The 23683-nt window shown below is 40.0% G+C and carries 8 protein-coding genes (1 of these 8 only partly in view); all 8 read right to left on the bottom strand.

Annotated features, from left to right (window positions below; genetic code table 11):
- Positions 1-655 precede the first annotated feature (655 nt).
- The gene (locus tag SANK73390_RS05425) at positions 656-1807 is read right to left on the bottom strand and encodes a prohibitin family protein (protein WP_462764465.1); all 1152 of its coding nucleotides are present in this window, start codon (positions 1805-1807) and stop codon (positions 656-658) included.
- On the bottom strand, positions 1804-3459 hold the full coding sequence (locus SANK73390_RS05420) for a cyclic peptide export ABC transporter (RefSeq protein ID WP_462764467.1): 1656 nt from the start codon (positions 3457-3459) through the stop codon (positions 1804-1806). Before SANK73390_RS05420 ends, SANK73390_RS05425 begins: the two co-directional genes overlap by 4 nt.
- Positions 3460-3576: 117 nt before the next feature.
- Positions 3577-3750: a hypothetical protein gene (locus tag SANK73390_RS05415; RefSeq protein ID WP_261593034.1), complete on the bottom strand. Its 174-nt coding sequence runs from the start codon at positions 3748-3750 to the stop codon at positions 3577-3579.
- A 71-nt stretch (positions 3751-3821) separates the two neighbouring features.
- Positions 3822-4373, bottom strand: a complete 552-nt coding sequence (locus SANK73390_RS05410) for a YcjF family protein (RefSeq protein WP_261593032.1) — start codon at positions 4371-4373, stop codon at positions 3822-3824.
- A 208-nt stretch (positions 4374-4581) separates the two neighbouring features.
- Complete coding sequence (locus tag SANK73390_RS05405) at positions 4582-5949, bottom strand: serine hydrolase domain-containing protein (RefSeq protein WP_462764462.1); 1368 nt, start codon at positions 5947-5949, stop codon at positions 4582-4584.
- A gap of 97 nt (positions 5950-6046) precedes the next feature.
- Positions 6047-7009, bottom strand: coding sequence for a TauD/TfdA family dioxygenase (locus SANK73390_RS05400; protein WP_462764460.1), 963 nt, complete (start codon positions 7007-7009; stop codon positions 6047-6049).
- Positions 7010-7068: 59 nt separating this feature from the next.
- Complete coding sequence (locus tag SANK73390_RS05395) at positions 7069-19140, bottom strand: amino acid adenylation domain-containing protein (protein WP_462764458.1); 12072 nt, start codon at positions 19138-19140, stop codon at positions 7069-7071.
- On the bottom strand, positions 19140-23683 hold the 3' portion of the coding sequence (locus SANK73390_RS05390; protein ID WP_462764456.1) for an amino acid adenylation domain-containing protein. It continues 5341 nt past the right edge of the window; 4544 of the gene's 9885 nt are visible here — the last part of the coding sequence; its start codon lies off the right edge, out of view; its stop codon occupies positions 19140-19142. The genes SANK73390_RS05395 and SANK73390_RS05390 overlap by 1 nt, the downstream gene beginning before the upstream one ends.

The raw sequence follows: 23683 nt of genomic DNA, 5'->3' as shown, positions 1-23683 counted from the left end.
AGTATATTAGCGTGAATTCGCGTTAATGTTCTACACACTAAGCTGTTCTTTCGCCAATATCATAATTTAATTGGTATAAATATTAGCATGTTAGCGTTGGTTTTGTCCTCAAAAAATTAACAACCCACTCGGATAAAAACGAGAATCTACTTAAACGAGAATAAGCAAATTTACCTAATAAAATTAAACTTCTATATAATCAAGTAAATAGATAAGTTTTTGGGGCTTCAGGCGAACAACAGGAACAAACATTAACGGGGCCGCTAGTTGCAAAATTTGGTGCCTTAAATTATATCTGTACAAAACCACAGTAAATGGATTTACTATGAACAAGTCATCTTTTTTGGAGTCTGTGCGCGTTGAGCTTAGAACCCGTCGCTATAGTTTAAAAACTGCAGGGCAGTCGCTTATAAAAAGGTGCAATGCTCTCCTGCTACGTGTCAATTAGCTTTTAAGTCACCTTGTTAATCAACAAAATAGGGGGCAAGGTTCACAAGCTCATGTATTATTAAATACGATTTATTACCTTAATAAAAAAGTAATAAGAACACGACTAAGTGTAAATTTAAACTTTAATTGGGGTCACTAAGCTAAAAAACTGCCTGTTTGGCAAAAGCCACCCGTATTGTTAATTCGGGTGGCTTTTCTAGCGGTCTTATTTAGGCTGGCTTACATCTTCAAGCTTTATATGCGCACTCGCTGTTGGGCTGCGATACAATGCTTCTTTTGAGGTTGCTTTTACGCTCGTTTTAACCTCATTATTTAAGTTTGAATGTGATGTTTCTGCCGAAATTACAGGTGCTGCAGTTGGCCCTAGGCTATTTTCCGTATTAAGAATAAGCGGTAGGCCATCCTTTCCGCCGCCAATCACCACAATCTTACTATTGTTTGATTTTGCAAGTTCTATGGTGGCTTCTATTCCTCGCCACCTTAAGTAAGTCTCAGAGATACCGCCACTAACCGTTTTTTGAAATGCCGCAATACCTTTGGCTTCTGTTTCTTTACGCAACGCTTCTTTTTCGGCAACTTCTAGGCGCATATCATACTCTTGCTGAAGGTAATGCTGGTTTACCTTTGAAATAATCGCATTGTGAACTTTCTCTGGCACATCCACTTTACGAATCAAAACATCGTCTAAGTTAACCAATGCATGACCATCCATAGTACCTCCAGCCTCTTTTAATATAGTTTGCTCTTGGAGCTTTAACTCTGCCAGTACTTTTTCAAGCAATTGCGCTTGCACATCCATTCGCTGAGAGCCATAGACTTCTTCGGCCGTATAATTGGAGATTATCACGCGCACGGCAGAGCTCACCTCGGGGATCACCATTTCATTGACATAATCTTTGCCAACCAGTTGGTGTAAAAATGGTACATGCTTGACAACCGGCCGGTATCGTACGGTAATATCTAATGAGACTCTAAGCCCTTGATTAGTAATGGCATGTACTTCTCTGTGTGCAGTTTGAAAACGACTAGAATAAATAGTCAGTTTATCCCATGGCATCACTAACACAGTCCCTTCGGTAAAAGGCTTATCTAAGTAAGTACCGCCCCCAAGCCGCTTCCATAAGACCCCTACTTCACCGGAGTCTATCTTAATAAATACCATGGGCACTAACGCGATAATTAAAAATAGCAAGATCAGTAAGGTTAAACCGGCCCTAAAGCGCCAAGATAAAATACGATTGCGCAACTTAGGGTAATAGCGCTTTAAAACCCGCATTATCAAATTAGAAATGACTATCAACACACATAATGCGGCTAAAACGTATAAACCTATACCTGCTGGGATTACAATGTTCATGAAGGCATCCCCTCATTTTCAACACTATGATGTTCCATTAATTGTCCCTCTACCATTTTCAAATGTACATCTGCCAAATGGAAGTATGCATCATCGTGAGTTATTGCTATCACCGTATTACCTCGAGCTTTAAGCTTAGGTAATACCTGCTCATAGAATTTTCGCCTAAAAATTGGGTCTTGATCTGCTGCCCACTCATCAAATATGTAAACAGGACGATTCTCTAAAATTGTACTGAGTAATGCCAGTCGCTTTCTCTGACCTGAAGATAAATCGATGGTGCTAAATTGTGCATCCTTAACACTCACTTTGGTGTTCATTTCTAGAAACACTAACCAGTCATCTATTTCTTGTTGTGAGCTGGTGCGAATACCATAGAGTTGTTTAAATAAATGAAAATCAGAAAACACAGCTGTGAATAAGCTTCGGTAAGTATCAAGGTCATTATTGGTTATCGCATTTGAGTTCAGTGATATTTGCCCGCCTTGTAACTCATATAATCCAGTTAGCATACGGATAAATGTGGTCTTGCCGCTGCCATTACCACCGGTAATAAAAGTGATTTGTCCAGGCTTAATACTTAAATCAACAGGTCCGACAAAAAATGGACGATCACCTTTATCTCTATTGTGTTGATAGTATGCACCTTCTAAGCGTATTTCTTCAAACGTACGGATCTGTGTTTCGCTATACTTAGTATCTTGTTGTTGTGCCTTCTGGGACGCTAGTTTTAGTTCATTTTCTAGTGCCAACACATTATTCGCCGCTTCTGTGGCTGTGGTATAAATAGGGATACCACCAACAATACTGGTAATAGGGCCAATTAAAAATAAAGAGGCGGTTGTTACTTTAATCACCACATCGGTATAAACGTTTGAGAGCATTGGCACAACGAATACCATCGCACCAGTTGCAGCAAAGAATGTGATTTGCGACAACACAAAATCTGTGGCGAATAAGGTTTGTGTTGTGGTTTTAGCCTTTTTAGCACGGTTAGAGTCGCTAATAAATTCATGCTCTAAATCATCCGCGCGAGGCACACTCAACTTTACCTCTTTAAAACCATCGAGCAAATCAGATAACCTTTGAATAAGCATATTTTCACTCTCAAAGGATAACTGCATATTTTTTTGAATTTCATCTGCTCTTAATCGGTGTATACTTGCTCCAAGCATAATCAATACCGAAATCACTAAAAACGCGACAAACGAATGATAAGCAATATAGAGGGAAGTAAAAAATACTAAGGTAATTGATTGTCCAATAATAACAAACAATTGCGCAGATTGAGAAATGGTTTGTAGCTCTTTACTTAACGTATTAAAAATCCGCTCTTTACCAATTTTTTCAAGTGTGGATAACTCCGTATGGCGCACACATTCAAACAACTCTACGCGCAATCCTGCAATGGCTTTTTCAACCGTACGCGCCGCTTTGGTCATCAAGCGTTGCTGTGTTAAACCATAAATCGCAATCGTTAAGCTAAATAAAGCTAAGTAGTAAAGAATATGGTTTTCTTTGCTAATATCAGAAATATTCTCTGCTACGTTATTAATTAGCGCAAGCACCAGAGCGTTGGCAAGACCTGAGATACAACCAAGCGCAACAAAGGTCCTTTTTTTATTTTTATGTTTCGACTTATTAAATCGTATAATACCATTTCATTATCTTTTATTGTTTTAGTACTCACAAATTATGTGCATGTTTGCGAGTCAGACTAAGTTCCATGTAAATGAATGTCGCAGTCAAACAGACGTCCGTGCGATCTTCTACTCTTCTTCCTCTTCAATCGGCTCTCTGCGTTTGGCTAAAAATAAAATAAGTAAACCAGCTAATGGCGTGAACACTAATGAAATCAAAAAGAAGCCAACCGGGCCTGCAAACGTGTTTCGCCCCCAATAGCCCGATAGCATACACAAAGCTAAATACAGTATTACCAGCATTTTCTATTCCTTAAGTTAACAACGGTATGATAAATAAACCAGCAGAAATCTGCTGGCTTATCAAGTTACTACTAATTAGCAGCATTCACTTGAGTGTCTGCGTTACTTGTGTCTTTACGATACTTTGCTGCAATGTCAGAAATGTCATCCTTCATACTCGAAAGATCAAGATCTAACAAAGTTCCGTCATGTTCAAAGTGTCGAATAAACGTTGTACCTACTGCATGACAAGATGCCGCAGATACAACCGGCATAAATGCCAACGAGCTTAAAGTGCCAATAATTGGCACGGCCTTTAGGAAGCTACTCAAGCCAGCGCCGCCTAAAGTTTGTGGAAATGAACCGCCGATAACCGCACTAAGCGTGCCACGTATTTTATTGTCGCTATACGATTGACCGTACACCTTAGCGAGTTCACTGATCATTTTTATTTGAATACCTGTCAACGCAACTAAGTCGACCGCAGGAATAGGTATTAACCCACTACCAAACGACCACTTTGTATACTTATCGACAATAAGTTGCGCAACGGCTTCACGATTTTCAACCTCAACAGGGCTAGTGCCTTGCTCAGACTTTGTATCGTTTACCTTCTCTTCCTTCGCTGTTTTTGTCGCAGTCATAATAAGTCCTCTATGATTTAGAATTAAACAGTTGTTAAACATATCAAACTACGTCAAAGCTAATTAAAGCCTAATCTTTAGTTTGCCCTTTTTTCACCTAACACCCACATGTGGTGACAGGTAATTCTGTTACTGTGAAAAGTTGTTCTCACGGTAAAAAACGAAATACAACTGCTCTATTTCCTTTTCTTATTCACTTTTATTGCACTCAAGCGTCGTTTAAAACACTTTGACAACTATCACTTCGATGCGAATCGCTGTAAAAAATAATGTTTCTAATTTCACTTGAAATACAATCTGACTCCGTACCTGTTTTAACGTAATTACTAAAGACCATGACCGATTGGTCTCGCTCAATAAGACGATTGAAGCTGGTCACCCACGAATATGGATAACTTCCAGAGTACTGTAAAAACTTTTCATATTTTCTTAAATTTGTATCGCTGGGGTTTTGTGGACAATCAGCAACTTTTCCATATTGATTTGGATCGATATAGGTTACAAACCAGCCATAGCCGTAATATTCACAAGATTGTGAACTATTGGTATTTGAATACGGTGCAAATGCTGCTAGTTTTTGCACTTCATTTAAAATTTGATCAGTATATAAACCTTGATCCCACTTATGCATATCTTCAACAGTGGCATACATATCGCCAGCTGAGTATAAAACTAATGGATTGCTATATGGATTTACTAAAATATCTTCATATGGCGCAGGCCCACCAACTGCGGGGGGGCGCCCATTGGCAAGAGGTAAATATTGGTTTTGATTATAAATATAGCCTGTGGTCATATTTGGATAAATACCAAGCTCGCTAAACGTGCCACTATTGCTCATCCCCAAGGTATTCAAAATTTGATCTTTTAAAATATTTTCAAACCAGAATTCTTCACCAATGTTACCTTGTGTGCCAGCTGCAAGCTGCTCAATAATGTTACCTATTAGGTAATAATTACAATTACTGTACTGATATTTAGAGCCCGGTGTAAAAGATGGCATATCACTTTGTCCCGTACAGGTGCAAAAACGATTACTAAAGTCTTCTGGACCGTTTAGGTTTAAAGCTTGGTCGTACAAAAATGGACGCCAACCATAATTATCGTATACCTGTTCATTGTCACTATAGTTATCAATACCAGATGACATAGTCAGTAAATTATGCAAAGACACATCTGCACACTGATTTTCAGGAAACCAAGGTAAGTGATCACCAATCGTTTCTTGCCTTAAATCTTTTCCCTCTAACATTCGCATCAAAATAGCCGCAGCAAATGCTTTGGTATTTGAGCCTATACGGTATTTAGACTCAACCGTGTTCGCCACCCCATATTGCATACTTTGTGGGCCACAATTAGCCTGATAAACCACACTATCTGATGATGTTATATATATGGTGCCAAAAAAAACTAATTTGTCGCAGTAATCGTTTACTGTGGTTTGGATCATTTCGATTTGACTAGACGTAATTGTGGTGTTTTTAGCGACACTCTTTTTTTGTAAACATGAAGCTAAAATTAAACTAATCAAACACAATACGGTCATTTTAAAGCGCGAATGTAAAAGCCATTTCATTGTTGTTTTTCCTTCAATAAATGTCTGTTATTTGCTAACTACACAACGACTAACAAAACTCATTATGCTTGAGCGTATCAAGCGACTATTTACTACTTCATGACGATATTTTTGCCATGCCAACGAGTACTTTTCTAACTCCCGTGTATGTTTGTCGACCATGGGTATAGAGCATATTGTCTAACAGCAAAATATCATTTCTTTGCCAAGTAAAAGAAAATGTTACATCTTGATATACTCTATTTATCACTTGAATATATTCGTCTGGAATAACACTACCATCACCAAAGTAGGCGTTACGGGGCAGTTTATCTTCGCCAATACTTGTACGCATTAAATCAGACATGTTTGCGTCGATACTTGAGGCATGAAAAAGATGCGCTTGGTTAAACCAAATTTTTTCACCTGTTTGTGGATGCTTTACCACTGCAGGTCGGTATTGACGTGTTTGTAACCGCTCATCGAACCATTCAAACTCTATGTCATTTGCTACACAGTAAGCCTCAACCTCAACTTTACTGTCAGTCTGAAATACTTCTTGCCAAGGTAAGTCTATATTGCCGTAATTGCGAACGTACATAACACCTTGCTGCTCGAACTTATCTCGAATTTCAACTGGCATGTTTTTGTAAACTAAACGGCTGTCAGCAAGTGGCGTATCTCCCCCAGTTTTTGCTGGCAGCACGCAAAAGAACCCCATTCGCATTGGCCACTTATTTGAATATGCATTTTCATTATGCTGCAATATAACTTGGTCCGAATGATATTCAGTTGTCGTATAGATATTGTTTTTCATCGCCGTGCGAGGCGATGAACGATACATATATTGGCTAAGTGGTTCACCGAATATGGTTTCAAGTATAGTGCTAAACTGATTACTACTGACTATATTTAAACCACGCAGCAAAGCAAAACCGTCCTGATTAACCCACCGGTTAATCTCTTCAATGTGGTTTTTAACCCAGGCTAAACCACTTTGTTTTTGTAATGACAGGTCATGGATCCGATGATCGACAACCGCTGCGTTTGTATCCATCTTTACTGTTAATAATTGATCCATTTTATTCCTATCCTTTCACTTGGTAAGGTCTACACTGTAGAACAAAAATTTTACAACCGTTAATTAAGAACGTAATTCTTTTCTAGTAAATTAACAATTTCACCCACATGCTCTTTTTGTAATATGCTCAGATGATTACCAGCGATTTCATACACCGATAACTTGGTACTTAAACTTGCCCATCCCATATCTGAACTAAGTAGCTTGTCTTTAAAGTGTGTTGTTTGCTGTGCTTTTATCACTGCAGTAGGGACATTATCTAACCGCATATTAAGGTCGATATGAGCGTTAAGCTGCGCACTAAAAGCAGTTGCAAAGCAACTCAATTGCTTACTTGAAAAACGATACCCTGAGTTACATAAAAATTGGCTCAGCCAACTGTATTGCTGCTCTAAAGAAAGCGCTTGGTAATTGCATATTTGTTCAATGGACAACTGAAGTGCAAAAAACTCAGTTATGTTCTCTAACATAAACTGCGCACACTGCTGCACGTCAAATATTTCATTTTCACCATGAGGGACTGGCGTATCTAATAAGGTGAGTGTTGATTTTAGCGTCTTATTGACAGTTGCTTGCTTAGCTATTTCATAGGCAATAAAGCTGCCGAATGAGTGGCCAACTAAGTGCACCTGAGCAAGCTCTAGCGTTGTTAACTCGCTCAAATAATGCTGTGCTGTTAGTGTTAAAGAACTAACTACTTCACAACGATTAGCTATTTCATCTGGTTGTAATCCAAAAACTGGAATACGTTCGTCCAATTTTTGTACCAAGCTCTGGAATGCCATTAATAAGCCACCAGCCCCACCAATTAACACGATAGGGGTATAGCCTTGTTGCCCAGATTGTAAACAAACTAGCGTTTTTGTATCTTGAACATGGTGGTCCATAGCATGTATGCGCCTTTGCAATACATCACTTAGTGTGGCAATTGAACGATGTTGAAAAACCAACTCAATGGGTACTTCATAGTTAAGCGCATTACTTAATTCACCGACTAACCGCATCGCTAACAATGAGTGCAGGCCAAGTGTGAAAAAATCATCGTGTAAATTAATTGAATTAATATTGAGCAACTGTTTAACTCTGTTTGATAGCTCGACCTGCAGCGGCGTTTTAATCTCTTCATGGTTGATTACTTTATCGCAGCGGTTAATATTACTCGCGATTTCGACGAGTTGTTTTCTATCAACTTTACCATTACCAGTTAGCGGTAACTCAGTCATAAGTTCAATATGACGTGGCACCATGTAATCAGGTAGCTTTTGTGCCAAAACCCGACTTAGTTGAGCTCCGTCTGTATTTGCTGACTTTGCAACAACAAAGGCATGCAATTGCTTGGTGCCGTTAACATCGTCACAAACTACCACAGCACACGTCACAACATTATCATCAAGCAGTAAGCTGCGTTCAATTTCCCCAAGCTCTATGCGATACCCTCGAACCTTTACCTGTTCATCTAAACGGCAAATATATTCCAACTCATTATTGGCGTTTATTCTTACCTTATCTCCTGTTTTATACAGTCTCGCACCGCTATACTCATCTGTAATAAATGCTTTATTGGTTTTCTCTGTATCCCCTAAATATCCACGGGCTAAACAAACACCACTAATATAAAGCTCACCTGATATATAATAAGGCACAGCACGGCGGTATTTGTCTAATATTGACAGCGTAGCCCCCATAACAGGCTTACCAATTGCTAATCGCTCACGCTCACTTTGGTGGTGAGTAACATCACGTAGTGTTGTAGAGATAGTTGCTTCAGTAGGCCCATAGGCATTAACTAAACGTATCGTATCACTCTGATTCTTTTGCCAACGACGCAGCGCAGAGGTTTGCATTTGCTCTCCACCAATAGTGATCACTCTAAGCCTAGTGCCAAAGTCCACTTTTTCCATTGCAAGTGTATGCCAATAAGCCGTTGGTAGGCTCATCAAAGTGAGTGTACTTTGAACAGCAACTTTACCAAGTCCCTTGGCCGTTAATAATTGATTAGAGCCGGCCAAAACCAAAGTTGCACCATTTAATAATGTGCAAAATAACTCCTCGGCAAATACATCAAAGCTACAGCTGGCAAACTGTAGATAATTATCAGCATAAGAAATGCCATAGCATTTGCTTAAAAATGACACATAATTGAGTACACTCTGCTGCTCTACCATCACTCCTTTAGGCGTGCCTGTCGTACCCGATGTATAGATGACATAGCATAACTTTGATTTTGCATAAGCAACGTCAGAGGTATTTATAAATGTACTTGGTAAATCAGCGGGTAGATGCATAACGTCAAATAAGGTGCAATTTGGTAAGTCATCCCTCCAGTCACTTCGGCTACTTATAAGTCCAGATATATCCGCGTTTTGAGCCATGAAATTACGACGAGCAATAGGAAGCTGAGGTGATATTGGTAAATAAGCAGCCCCCATTTTTAAACACGCTAAAATAGCTATTATCAATTCAAAGCCTGCTTTTAAACAAATACCAATGAGTGGCTGATTTGTCTGTTTGGGCAAGTGTTGCTGAATATAATTGGCGTATTGATTTACGTGCTTATCGAGTTGCAGGTAACTCATATTAATTCTTTCACTTGCATGATAGTACTCAAGCGCCCGCTTTTGTGGATGTAATTTTACTATTAGTTCAAAACGTTGAATCAAAGTAGTGTTGGCATCAAATTCAACAAACCCGGCGTCAGGTAAAGACAGCGAAAATGTGTCCAACGGTAACTTGAAGTCTGTACGTGCAACCAACGGCAATTTATACAATTGCTCATTTGGGTGATTAACAAACATATTTAACAAATGCATTAATGTCTCTAAGCTTTGCTCCGCGACATTATGATTAATACATCCTGTGTCGTAACATAAATTAAGTGATACTTGTTCCGCCGCGCCCACAACCAGTGTAAGTGGGTAATGGGTATGGTCTACATAATTTTGGCTAATAACCTCAAATGGCACATCATCCGCATTATCAAGGGGTGCTGTAGGATAGTTTTCAAATACATATAATGCGTCAAATAGCTGTGAACCGTTTTCAATATCGCTCCAGTTGTGTACTTGAGTCAGCGCACTATGACTGTATTTTGAAAGTGCCAAATAATTTTGTTTAACCGTATTAATATAAGCTAGTACGGTACTTTGCGCCGTAATATCTAACTTCACTGCTTGCGTGTTGATATACAAACCCACTTTTTGCTCAACATTGAGTAAATCTGTTGGTCTGCCTGAGATCGTTTGACCAAACAAAGCATACTCTTTGTCGCAGCAGATACTAAGCCAATAACCCCAAACTGCCTGAATGACATGATTGAGTGTGAACCCGTTGGTCTTTGCAAAGTACTCAATTTCTGTCTTTAGTTGTGCATCTATATTTAACTCTAGTTGCTGCATCTGGCCATTTTCCGGCACACCATCACAGATAATATGGTCACTAATTAATGTTGGTTCGCTAATTCCTGCCAAATAGCTTTGCCAAAATGTTTTCTCCCCTTTTGCGTCTTGTTCTTGTATATATGCAATGTAGTCTTTGTATTTGTCTTCACAGATATTAGGCACTTCGGCATTTAAACGCGCATTGTAATATGACAATAAGTTGGCGAATAAAACAGGCAAAGACCAGCCATCTAAAATGAGGTGATGATAGGTCCAAATAAATCCATATCGATTATTAGAAATAGGTAATAAGCGTAACCGCATACAAGGTGCATGCGACAGGTCAATACCTGTGTGATACTCATGCTGCGCACAATTATTAATATAATCCTCTTCACACATACCACTGACTGCAAAGCTCTGTAGGGGATCAATAGTAAGTGGTACATCACACTGTTCAAATACAATTTGTAGCGGCTCATTGCTTGCTTTTACAAAAGCTGTACGAAGTATGCTGTGCGTGCGAATTACATGCTGCCATGCATAATCAAAAGCCTCAACATCAAACTCCCCTTCAAACACCATCATGGCTTGCTCCAGATATGGCGTGTATGAGTTTGTTGTCTGTTGGCGCTGACTTTGCAACCACATACCTTGTTGCAACATGCTCATTGGATAAATATCAGCAATGGCGGATTGTGTATAACTGGTCGTTAAATTTTGTAGCTGTAATCTGGATACATGCTTGAGTAAACTAAAGTCACTGGGGGTATAGTGGCGAGTGTTGTTTTGCACACAATGGCTAACAATAATCTGTAAGCTTTGCTCAAAGTTTTTAGCAAAGTTACTGACATCTTTATCGCTAATACGGTTACTATCATAATCAAATGAAAATACTAATTTGCCATTACTTATCGCAGAAGTTACCTGTAAACCGTAATAAAGGTGATTAGATTTGCTATGCAACTGACCTGCTGGCTCTTGCGCGTCCATAATTAAGCCATCATTATTTATCGCGCTGTCTAACTGCCCAAGATAATTAAAAAACAGTTTATCTTTTGTCTCTACCACTAATGATTGGCGAATATCCTCAGATGCGTGATTGTAGCGCAAGGCACCATAACTGCTAGCAAGGGGAGTACTTTGCGCTAATTGCTCTTTGACGCTGCAGATCACTTCTGATGGTGTTGCTGCATTACTAAATAAATGAAATGGAAACATAGCAGTTAACCAACTAACACAGCGCTCAGCTTTAAGTACTTGATTTAATGTCTCTCTCCCATGCCCTTCAAGCATAATAATTTGCGAATGAGTTTGATAGTAATGCATTGAACACCATTGCAAAGCACTAAGTAATAATGTTTGTACCGATGTGTTATATGGCAAATTAGCGTCTTTTATAAGCGTATTGGTCAATGATTTAGAACACGTATATTGATAAGACGCAGGCAATGACGACTTTGCTGTATCAACTGGCTTTAATTGCAACATACTACTATTAGTTGCAAGCTTGGCGAGTGATTGCCATCGACTTAAGTGATGTTGTTGCTGTCCTTGTTCAATATAAAACTGACTGACTTCATTAAGCGATACTGTGCGCTTGGGCAATACAATGTGCTGGCCTTTAATGGCACTTTCACACGCCAACTGTAAATCTTCTAAAAGAATACGCCAAGACACCCCATCAATAATCAAATGATGTGCAACAATTAATAAACGGTGGTGCTGCTCAAATTCTGGTGTTGTAAAATGGCATATTCTTAATAAAGGGGTGCCTGAAAAATGAAAGCTCTCTTGAGCAAGGTTTGCGTGCTTACTTAGCTCAGACTGCCAATTGAGGTGATTTGCTAAGTCAATATTCTCTAGTACATGATTAATAGCTATCTCTGCAACTATTTCAAGCTGTTTTTCATTAACAACGCTGCGCAGCCCTTCATGCAAATTAAGTAAACTGTTTACAACCAACTCCATGTACTTAGTGCTTAGCGACTTATCAATAGATAACATAAGCGCTTGGTTCCAGTGCGAGGGTACTTTGAAGTTTTGCTCAAAAAACCAATGCTGTATCGGTAGTGCTTGTATAACCCCTGTATATTCCTTAACAGCGGTGTCTGTGTTAGCGATGTTTATCTGATCTTTGACATGCTCAGCAAGTAGATGAACCGTGTTATAGTTAAACACATCAGCAACTGCTATATGTATTCCCAATGTCCGTACACGGCTTGCAATTTGAATACTTAATATAGAGTCTCCCCCTTGAGCAAAAAAATCATCTTCAGCTTTAAACATATTGTTATTTAAAACACTTTGATAAATATGAAGTAGTTTTTCTATTATTGTTTGGGATTCTTGCTGCGTTGCTTTTTTTAGTGAAACGTCGTTAGCAACGTTTTGTAAATTATTGATATGCAGCGTCAGAGCACGGCGGTCAACTTTGCCATGCGCCGTAAGAGGCAGCGCGCTCAATATAATGTAACGATGAGGATGCATATAAGCAGGTAATTTTTTTACTACTTGGCTTTTAACCGCCTCTAACCTACCGTGCTCAGAGTCGATATCTGTATCATACACTATAAATGCAGCAAGCTGTTTTGCGCCCCCTGCTAATTCAAAAACCTGTACTGCGCACTCCTCTAATCCATGGCAAGTTAAAATTACCTGCTCAATCTCACCTAATTCAATGCGATACCCTCTTAGTTTTATTTGATCATCGCTACGCGCAATATATGCCAATCTGTCGTTACACAATTGACGAACTAAGTCACCGGTTTGATAAGCGCGAACGCGCTTTGCATGCACACTGTTAAGTGTCACAAAGCGGGATTGAGTTAAATCATCTCGATTTAAATAACCGCGCGCTAACCCTTGCCCTGCAATGTATAATTCACCAATCATGCCCTGAGGGACTGGCTGCTGATACTTATCAAGAATATAAAGATAGGTATTGTCGATTGGCATACCAACATCAGGGGCTTTCTCACTTGATTGAACTACACCAGAAGTCGCTACGACTGATGCTTCAGTTGGTCCATAATTATTGATAAGTGTAAATGGCATGGAAGACACATCGATGCTATTTAGTTTGTCACCACCTACAAGTAAATAACGCAAATATTGCGGAGTAAATTTGGCATCATTGAGTGCCACTTCAGCAATAGGTGTGGCTAAGAAGCTGTGTGTTACTTTATTTTGAGTAAGTAATTGAGACAGCTGTTCAGGTGCGTTAAGGACACTTTTAGAAACGCTCACAACAGTTGCTCCAGCGCACAAGTACGGCCAAAGCTCCCAAGCGGCCGCATCAAATGCAATATTGGCTGTTTGACTTGCTACGCTTTGCTCACTCACTTTAAACGCGTGGTTATGCCATGCACATAAGTTCATTAACCCTTTGTGTGGCACCATCACACCTTTAGGGTTACCTGTTGTGCCTGAGGTATAAATAACATACGCAAGTTGATTGGCATCTAATAACGGCAAGCAACGCTCTTGATGTGCATTATTAATTATGTCTTGCTCTAAATGGTAGTCATCAATACACAACATTTGATGTTGATGCATGCCACTGCTGAACTTATCAATGTGCTCACTATGTGTGATAACCCACACCGCGCCACAGTCTTCATTAATAAAGGTAATTCTTTGTTGCGGGTAATCTGGGTCTACAGGAACATAGCAGCCACCCGCTTTCAATATGCCAAGCATAGCAATAACAAGATCTACGCTAAAGCTCATACTCACAACTACGCGCTGCTCTTTTTGCAACCCTTTATGTAATAAGTAATGTGCAAATTCGTTACTTCGGTTGTGTAAAAAGTGATAACTGAAACCTTGCGTGTTGTCTGACTCTATCAGCGCTATATGATGGCTATGGGATTCACAAGCGATTTCCACAAACTCATCTATTACAGTACGCCCATTGACAGCTTCGTTATATCTTCCTCTGATCACTAGCTGCTGCGATTGCTGTTTGGATAGCAAAGGAATTTCAAACACACATCGATGAGGAAACTCTATTAGGTGCCCAACTAAGACTTCAAAAGCACTCGCCATAGAACTGATGGTTTGTTCTGAGAATAGCGCTTGATTGTATATCCAGTTGAAACGCATTTGATTATCATCTTCACAACAGCTCAGCTCAATATCAAATTTAACTGTGTGTATCGCTTCATCTATCGCATTGGCATTAATACCACAGAGCTTAAGCTGACTATCCATTTGTGGATTCAAGGAGAATGTTAATTGGAAGACACTTTGGTGACTCAAATCTCTGCGCAATTTAAGTTGCTCAATGATCTGCTCAAAAGGCATGTCTTGATGTGAATGAATATCCTGTAGAATTTGCTTTTGTTGCAACAACAAAGCTTCAAACCCAATTTTTTCACTTACTTTAGTGCGAATGGGTAATGTATTAACAAAAAAGCCAATCAAATGCTCAAGCTGACAATGATGACGCCCTGAAAACGGAGCTCCAATAACTACATCTTGGCTGTTACTAAAGCGAGCTACCAATAACGAATATGCAGTATGTAACCAAGTAAATGTGGTTACATCTAAACGCTGGCAGTGTGCCCTTATGGCAGCAGATAAATGCGCGCCAAAAGTCTGGCTTAATTGTGCCCCAACTTTAGTAAGCTGTTTGGTCCTTGGCTTATCTAGAGGCAACTGATGAAGTGGCGGTGCTCCCGCTAAATGACTTAACCAAAACTGTGCGTGCTTTTGCAGTTTATCTGCCGTTAGAGTATGTCGCTGCCAGTGAGCATAATCCGCGTATTGAATGGGTAAAGGTGTTCTTAATGACTCTGGCAGTGCATGTGTATGGGCAAAGTTGTGGTAAAACTGAGTAAACTCTTTAACCAGTATGTTAAGCGATTGCCCATCGCTGGCTATATGATGCATATTCACCAAAAACAGATGCTTTTCAGCGCTTTGTTTTAACAAAACCACACGTAACATAAGATCGCTATCTAACTGAAACGCAGTTTGTTTATCGTCCCTTAATACCTTTAGCCATAGTCTACTTTGTTGCTCTTCATTCAATGCACTTGCGTCAACATAATGCACAATATCATCGTAATGCTGCATTACCTGTTGGTTGGGTTCACCGCTTTGAGAACTCACAATGTAGGTTCTTAGTATTTCATGACGCGTTACAATCGCACGCCAAGCTTGCGTAAAAGCGTCAATATTAAGCTCACCCACCAGCTCAAATGCAGCGCTCATATGGTATTCAAGGCTGCCTTGTTGAATTTTATCAATACTCCATAAGCGCTGTTGTGCAAATGACAGCGCTATGTGCTCACTACTTTGCGGTGAAATTGGTAAAATATCGAGTTCTTGTTCATCATTTTCGCTGAAGTTTTGCTGTGCCAATTGCGCCAGTGACTTTACCTCTGGACGTTGGAATAAATCTTTTAGCGTAATGTTTAACTTTGTTTTTTCGCGTAATCGAGCGACTACTTGCGTTGCCAACAACGAATGCCCACCTAACCTAAAAAAATGAGCCTCACGACCTACCTCATTAAGCTCTAATATTTCGGCAAAACAATCCGCTATTTGCTGTTCAAACTGAGTATTTGGCGCACTATATTGCTGTGTATCTTGCTCAAATATATCTATTTCAAGTAGCGTTTTTTTATCTACTTTGCCATTACTGGTAAGCGGCATATTGGTCACTGAAACTACGCTACTTGGCAGCATAAACTCAGGCAATGTTTGTCTAAGATATTGCTGTACTTGTGACGTTAAAGAATCAAACTGCGCCGCTTGCTCAAGCACCACAAATGCACATATAACGCTACCAAGCGTATCACTTTGCTTAAGAAGCACACTGACATTTTTGAGCCAAGGATGGCTGCGTAATTGGTTTTCTATTTCGCCTAATTCTATACGATAGCCACGTACTTTAACTTGGTCGTCTATACGGCGGATATATGCGAGCTCCCCATTATTTAGATAGCGAACTAAATCTCCCGTTTTATACAGTTTTTGAGCATTATTGTTAAATGGATTGTCGATAAAGCGCTCTATATTGAGTTGCTCTCTTTGCCAATATCCTCGACATACCCCTTCTCCCCCGACATAAAGCTCACCGACTGCGCCCTGAGGAAGTGGTTGCATATATTTGTCTAATACATAACAGGATGTTGTTGGTATAGGCGAACCTATATTACTGGTGCCTTGTGCAATTTCTACCGTGGTTATATGTTTGTAAGTAACGTGTACTGTGGTTTCTGTAATACCGTACATATTGATTAACTTACAGTGGCTAAACCTTTGTGCCCAAGGTGCTAGTTTGGCGGGCTGTAATGCCTCACCACCAAAAATAACGTAACGAATATGGCTTTGCGCTAAGTCAGTATCATCCAAACGAAATACAGTATCTTGCAACACATAAAATGCGCTGGGTGTTTGGTTTAATACCGTTACTTTTTGCGCTATTAAAAGCTTTGCAAATGCTTGACTATCTTTGCTTTGTGCCTCAGTCACAACAATCAAACGTGCACCAAAGAGTAACGCGCCATACATTTCCCAAACTGAAAAATCAAAGCAAAATGAATGGAATAGCGTCCATACGTCTTGTTCGTTAAAATCAAATAATCTGGGTTCAGTAAACAGTAACCTTACAACTTGGCGATGTTCAATTTGAACCCCTTTAGGATGGCCTGTGGTACCTGAGGTATAAATCATATATGCCAAATGTTCAGGTTCAATCGGTATATTGAGATTATCATCGGCGGTAATATTGGCTGTTAGCTCAGCATCACTAATATTAACGACTTGTTTAGCCAGTGTTTTAAAGCGAGCATAATTTACTTGGTCACAAATTAATATATCACTGCCTACATCTTTAATAATGTAGTCTATACGCTCTTGCGGATAGTCAGGGTCTATTGGCACATAAGCGCACCCTGCTTTTAAAATGGCCAATAATGTAACGACCAATTGCGCATTACGACTTACGCTCACTGGGATCAGCTGCTGTGAATTAACACCCATCGCAATTAACGCTCGCGATAATCGGTTAGCTTTTATGTTAAGTTGCTCATAACTCAGTTCACCATACTCATCGGTTATGGCTATTCGCTTTGCAAATTTTACGGCCTGTTGCTCAAACAACGCTACTAAATGAGTGCTTTTAGGCCAATCCACATGTTTGTTCAAATCGTGCGTTAACTGCTGCTTTTGCTTCTCACTCAATAAAGGAATATGCGCACAAGGGGTGTTTGGAGATGCACCAACATGCTCTAGGAGTAAAGCAAAACTATTAGCCCAATTTGTAATCGTACTTAAATCATATAACGCCCGGTCGAACTTCCAATTTATAATCGTCCCTTGCTCACTCATTTGTATATTTAGCTCAAGGTCGCACTTAATTGTACAGTGACTATTTTGTGGTGCTCGCTCTTCTTCAATCGTTAAGTTAGGTAAACTGAAAGTGCCTTGTTCATTATGCTCTAGGGTAAATAAAATTTGTACCAATGGATGATGGCTCAAGTCACGTTTACAATTAAGCGCATCTACCAGCTTATCAAAGGGCAAGGTTTGATATTCAAGGACTTGTAAAATTGCATCTTTTTGATTGTGTAGCCAAGCACTAAACGGTCGCTCGTCTTCAATATCTGCTGGGATCACGATGGTGTTAACAAATAAACCAATGAGGGCATCTAATTGTGGATCATGACGGCCTAATACCGGGGTTCCCACTATCACTTGGTTAGTTTGATTAATACGCCCGATAAATAACATAAAACAGCTAAGCATCCACATAAACGGAGTGACATGATGATGCATGACCTGACTTTGCAGTTTGCTGCATAGTTCAGCATTTAGGTGCTGACGATATACTTGTCCATTGAGTGCTTGTATTGCAGGCCGAGGCCGGTCAGTTGGTAACGACTGAATTGATTCCAAGCCAGATAATTTTTTTTGCCAATGCGCGATTGCATGTCGTAACTTATCGTCACTTAATGCATCTTTTTGCCAAACTGCATAGTCTGCGTACTGTATTGGTAAGGGCGTGGTTAAATCAGGCTTGTTGGCAATTATACCGCGATATAAGCGCTCAATTTCTTTGACTAAACAATGTAAAGATGCGCCATCAGAAATAATATGATGCATGTTGAAAGCAAGCCAATATTCAGACTCGTTAGATATCAGTAATACTCTCAAAAGCGGGCCATGGGCAAGATTGAACGGTTGGTGTTGATGTTCATGCAATCGTTGTTCTATTTCTTTTGCTCGTCGCGTTTTTTCAATGCAACTAGCATCAAAGTACTCAAATGGTGTATCGATGTTTGACGCTATGTGCTGATATGGCACGCCTTTACTATCAACAACAAATGTAGTGCGTAATATTTCATGGCGGGCAATGACTTGTTTTATGCTTTGTTTAAATGCAGTAATATTAAGCTCACCATGTAGCTTAAATTCTACAGGCATATAGTATTGTGCACTGCCTTGTAATTGCTCTACAAACCATAATCCTTCTTGTGCAAAGCTCAAAGGTATAGGCTTATTTCTTGGTGCGGCGCTAAGTTCATTGAAAAGGTTGGCGTTTGCATTGTGCTGACTTTGTTTTTGCTGCAAAAAGTAATCAATTATCTGTGTTTTATGCGCAATAACTCGCGACTTTAATTCATCGGGAAAATCATTATTTTGCTTAAAAGCCAAGCCACCATTTTTCTCATATAATGTTACACCTGCTGCAAGTGCTTCTCCGATTAAGTTCTCTATTAATAATGTTTGTTCGTTCATTATAAAAACATCTCTTCTGAAGTATCACAGGTGTTATCGCTTGGGGTAGCGTCGAGAGCAGCTTGATTAATTGCATACCATTGGGATAGAGCTGCTATGGTTGGTCGCTCGAACAATACTTTAACCGGTATATCAATACCTAGCTGCTCTTTGATGATTGCAACACATTGCGTAGCTAGCAGTGAATGCCCTCCTAAGGCAAAAAAACCATCGGTTACACCTAGTGATGCCACACCTAATAGAGATGAAAATATCTCTACTAAGTTACCTTCTAACTCATTACGTGGAGCTACATTTTTTGTCTTTGTCTGTATTTGATGAGAGATGTTTTGTAGTTTTACCGTATCGACTTTACCATTACTGGTCAGCGGCAACTCTTTCAACGCAATCACCTTATGCGGCAGCATATAATGTGGTAAGTGCGCCGCCAACTGCTGCCGTAAGGTTTCAAGTTGTTCTTGGCTCAAAGAATACGGTTCGTTATCGATTAACTCTGGAGCTTCATTTGATGGCACGATAAAAGCAGCTAAGCTCTCTTGTTCATGATTGAGTAATACATAAGCTTGTTGTACTTGCTCAAGCTTGCTTAAACAATGTTCAATATCACCGAGCTCCATGCGGTAACCCCTGAGCTTAACTTGTAGATCGTATCGCCCATAAAATTGTAACTGATCGGCTATTCCCTGCTCATCAGTGAGCCAACGGACTTTATCGCCTGTTCTATAAAATCGTTCGGCTTTATTGGTGCCTGGCAGTGTTATTAGAACAAATTTCTCAGCGCTCATTACAGGCAACCCCAAATAGCCATTTGCCAAGTTATGCCCACCAATGTATAGCTCTCCAACAACGCCTGCGGGTACACATTGTTGATGTTCGTCTAGTACTACGAGTTGGGTGTTCTCGATTGGCCTACCGATTGGCACATATTGTTCTGAGGATTTAAATAACTTAGCAATACCGACTTTATCGGTACTGTACACACTGGTACCAACAGTAGCCTCTGTCGGGCCATATTCATTCACCCAGTAACAATTAGGCAAATAATGACTTAGCTGTTCAAGTAATTTAACGCTGAGAGCTTCTCCACCTACCACCAACTTATGAGCATTATCTATTGGTTGCACTGGTAACCTAGTTAACAACCCTTGTAAATGAGCTGGTGTTAACTTAAATAGCACAGAGGCATTATTATCAAATACTTGCTTAGCTAATTCGTCTAACATAGTGTCGTCATCAGCAATAATATTTATAGCCATGCCCGCAAGTAAGGGGGCCCAAATTGTTGTAATTGAAGCATCAAACGCAAGCGGCGTACTTAGAACCGCAGATTCAATCTCACTAAGATAACTCGATTGCGCGTGCGCGAGATAAAGAGCAACATTACCCTGTGTTATCTCAACGCCCTTTGGTTGCCCTGTTGTGCCAGATGTATAAATCACATAAGCTAGCGCCTCAGACGAAGTATCAGGCCAATCACTTAATACCTCCGTGTTTTGCCACGATGCTTTATTATCAAACCAAACTAATGGCACACCCAGTTCTTCTAGGTTCACTATAAAAGCCTGCTGTTGAATAACGTCGCTTGTTACTAAACAACTTGCTTGGGCGTCTTGTAAAATAAACTTAAAACGCTCTGCGGGTAATTTAGGGTCAATCGGTACATATGCACAACCTACATGCCATGCAGCCAACATTGCCACTACCATGTCACTTGAGGCAGGCAAGCAAATGGCAACAAGCCCATTTTCGGCTATGTTATTTTTGCGCAAATAACTGGCGAATTGTAACGCTTGTTGCTGTAAGTCAATAAAGCTCATCTGCGTGTTATTCGGTGCAACGACCGCAGTGCGGTTTGGGTCATTGTTAACTACTTGATTAAAACGCTGCAACAAAGAGAGATTAGGTGATGAGTCACTAAAATGTGTATGAGCATTTACCGTCTGTATTTGCTGCTCTTTTGTATTCAATGGTACATGGCTTGTAAGCTGCAAGGGCTGCTTTAGTAATGCATCAATCATGGTAGCAAAAGCACAAGCCATCGCTTTAATAGAGTTGCGTTTAAATAGTGAGGTGGCAAAATTCCATTGCAGCTCAATGCCATGCTCACGCTCTATCGCATTCACTTCGAGGTCAAACTTCATTTGATGTGAATTCTGCGGTAATTGCTCAATTTGTAAATGAGGTAACTTAAACTCTGTCACTTCATTATTTTGCAACGCAAATAAAATTTGAAATAACGGCTGATGCCCTAAATCTCGCTCTGGCTGCAATGTCTCGACTAACTGCTCCAACGGCACCGCTTGATGTTTAAATGCACCTAAGATCACTTGCTTTTGTTGTTGTAAAAAATGCTCGAAACTTTGCTCGCTCTTTCTTTGCGCTCTGATCACCAAGGTATTGACAAAAAAACCAATTAAATTTGAAACTTCTGGTTGCTCTCTGCCGGCAATTGGTGAGCCAATTAGCACATCTGAAGTTTGACTAAAACGCATGACGAATAAAGAGAACACACTATGCAACCACATAAACAAGGTGAGGCCATGCTGCTTACAATATTGATGAATTGCTTGTACCGTATTGATTGATAAGTACTGCACCCATGTATCACCCTCTAACTGCTGTAATGTGGGCCTTGGTTTATCAAGGGGTAATTGATGCAGTACAGGGTAGTTTTTTAATTGTGTTTGCCAATAGTCTAGCGATTGAGCAAATGATGCTTGGTTTGCTACTTGTCGTTGCCAATAGGCAAAATCAGCGTATTGCACTGTAAACGGTTGCTCAAATTCACTGGCTAATGTGTAATTGGGCTCATTGCTATAATGACGATAAAAAGCAATAAATTCGTTCACTAAAATTGCCATTGACCAGCCATCACTTGCAATATGATGCATATTAAAATGCACTCTATAATGCTGCCCAGAGAACTTAACGACTAATACTCTAATTAATACGTCAGTCGATAGATTGAATGGTGCTTGCTGTGCTTTTTGTTCTAAATCCAGCCATTGCTCAAGCGCATCTTGGGTGTTTAAAGCGGATAAGTCTTCAATTTTCAGTGGCACCGCAAATTGCTCATTAATGAGTTGCTCTGGAGACTCACCCGCACCGCCTGATAAAATAGTACTTCTGAGCACTTCGTGCCGCTCGATAATAGATTTTAGCGCCTCATTAAATGCCCCAAGATGCAATGTGCCTTTAAGCTCAAAACTGGCTGGCATATGGTATTGCAGCGTGCCACTTTGCACTTGCTCAATCAGCCACAATCGTTGCTGGGCATAAGATAATGGCAGGCGTTCTGTGCGAGCGATTGGAGCAATGGCATTATCACTTTCAATCAATGGACATTGCGCTAACGCCTGCGATAATGACAAAACACTAGGAGTCTTAAATAGCTGCTCTAACGTGATGTCATAATGCTTATCACAGCGGATCTCGCTGATCAAACGGATTGCCAATAATGAGTGACCACCTAGCTCAAAAAAGCTCTCATCCAAAGTAATATATTGATTATTCAAAACATCACTAAATAACTGTAATAGATAAGCTTGTAAGGTGTTTAAAGACTTCAGTTCAATTCGCTGTTGTGGCTCATTTATTTGGCTTTGAGTACTAGCCTGCAGTGCTTTTGCATCAATTTTGCCATTACGCGTTAATGGCATCCTTTCTAATTGATTAAATTTGCTTGGCACCATATATGGCAAAAGCTGATTGGATAAATAATCCTTAAGCTGATTCTCATCAATTGAAGCTTTTGGATTGGTTATATAATGGGCGCATAATAATGCCTGCTCTTTATCCAAAGTAATCGAACATTCACTAATACCTGAAAAGCGCAGCATATGATGGCAAATTGCGTTAGTATCCACTCGGTAACCTCGCAGCTTTATCACATCATCACACCGACCAATGTATCGAAGGTAACTCGGAATATTCTCACCATCGGCATGCCAACGAACCACATCACCGGTGCGATAAAAACGCTGTTTAATACGTAAGCCTTTGCCATAAGGTACGCGTATATCGATAAACTTTTGCTTATTAAGTTGGACTTGATTTAGATAACCAGGGCTTACCACAGGTCCTGCTATCAACAACTCACCGGGCATATTGACCGCTGCGACCTGATTGAACTTATCAACAACCAGCATGCCAACTTGACTAATTGGCAAGCCTATCGGCACATCAGAATAAGGAAGTTCTTGGTTTTGAGCATCCGGTTCAATAGTAAATGTACTCGACCCTACCGTTGTTTCGGTTGGGCCGTATTCATTTATCCAACGAACCTTAGGCAAACGCGCTTGTAACGCCAAAACCAACTCAGAGGTCAATGCTTCTCCACCCACGACGATCGTGTGAGCACTTTGTGTAGGTGAAACTTGTTGAGATAGCCCAAGCACCGCTCGTAAATGCGCTGGCGTTAGCTTAAGTAGCAAATTCGTATTCGATTTAAATAACTTATCAACAAGCAAAGGCAGCTGATTTACACCATCCGTCAAGATATTAACGGTGCCACCGACTAATAACATGGGTATGAGTGAAGTTA

Source organism: Pseudoalteromonas sp. SANK 73390 (genome assembly GCF_054966645.1).
The sequence above is the reverse complement of the archived record's forward strand: the minus strand, read 5'-3'. Positions and strand labels throughout refer to the sequence as shown.

Bases quoted from the DNA above. Each gene is read 5' to 3' on its own strand.
- SANK73390_RS05425 (WP_462764465.1), bottom strand. From the start codon at position 1,807: ATGAACATTGTAATCCCAGCAGGTATAGGTTTATACGTTTTAGCCGCA.
- SANK73390_RS05415 (WP_261593034.1), bottom strand. From the start codon at position 3,750: ATGCTGGTAATACTGTATTTAGCTTTGTGTATGCTATCGGGCTATTGG.
- SANK73390_RS05410 (WP_261593032.1), bottom strand. From the start codon at position 4,373: ATGACTGCGACAAAAACAGCGAAGGAAGAGAAGGTAAACGATACAAAG.
- SANK73390_RS05405 (WP_462764462.1), bottom strand. From the start codon at position 5,949: ATGAAATGGCTTTTACATTCGCGCTTTAAAATGACCGTATTGTGTTTG.
- SANK73390_RS05400 (WP_462764460.1), bottom strand. From the start codon at position 7,009: ATGGATCAATTATTAACAGTAAAGATGGATACAAACGCAGCGGTTGTC.
- SANK73390_RS05395 (WP_462764458.1), bottom strand. From the start codon at position 19,140: ATGAACGAACAAACATTATTAATAGAGAACTTAATCGGAGAAGCACTT.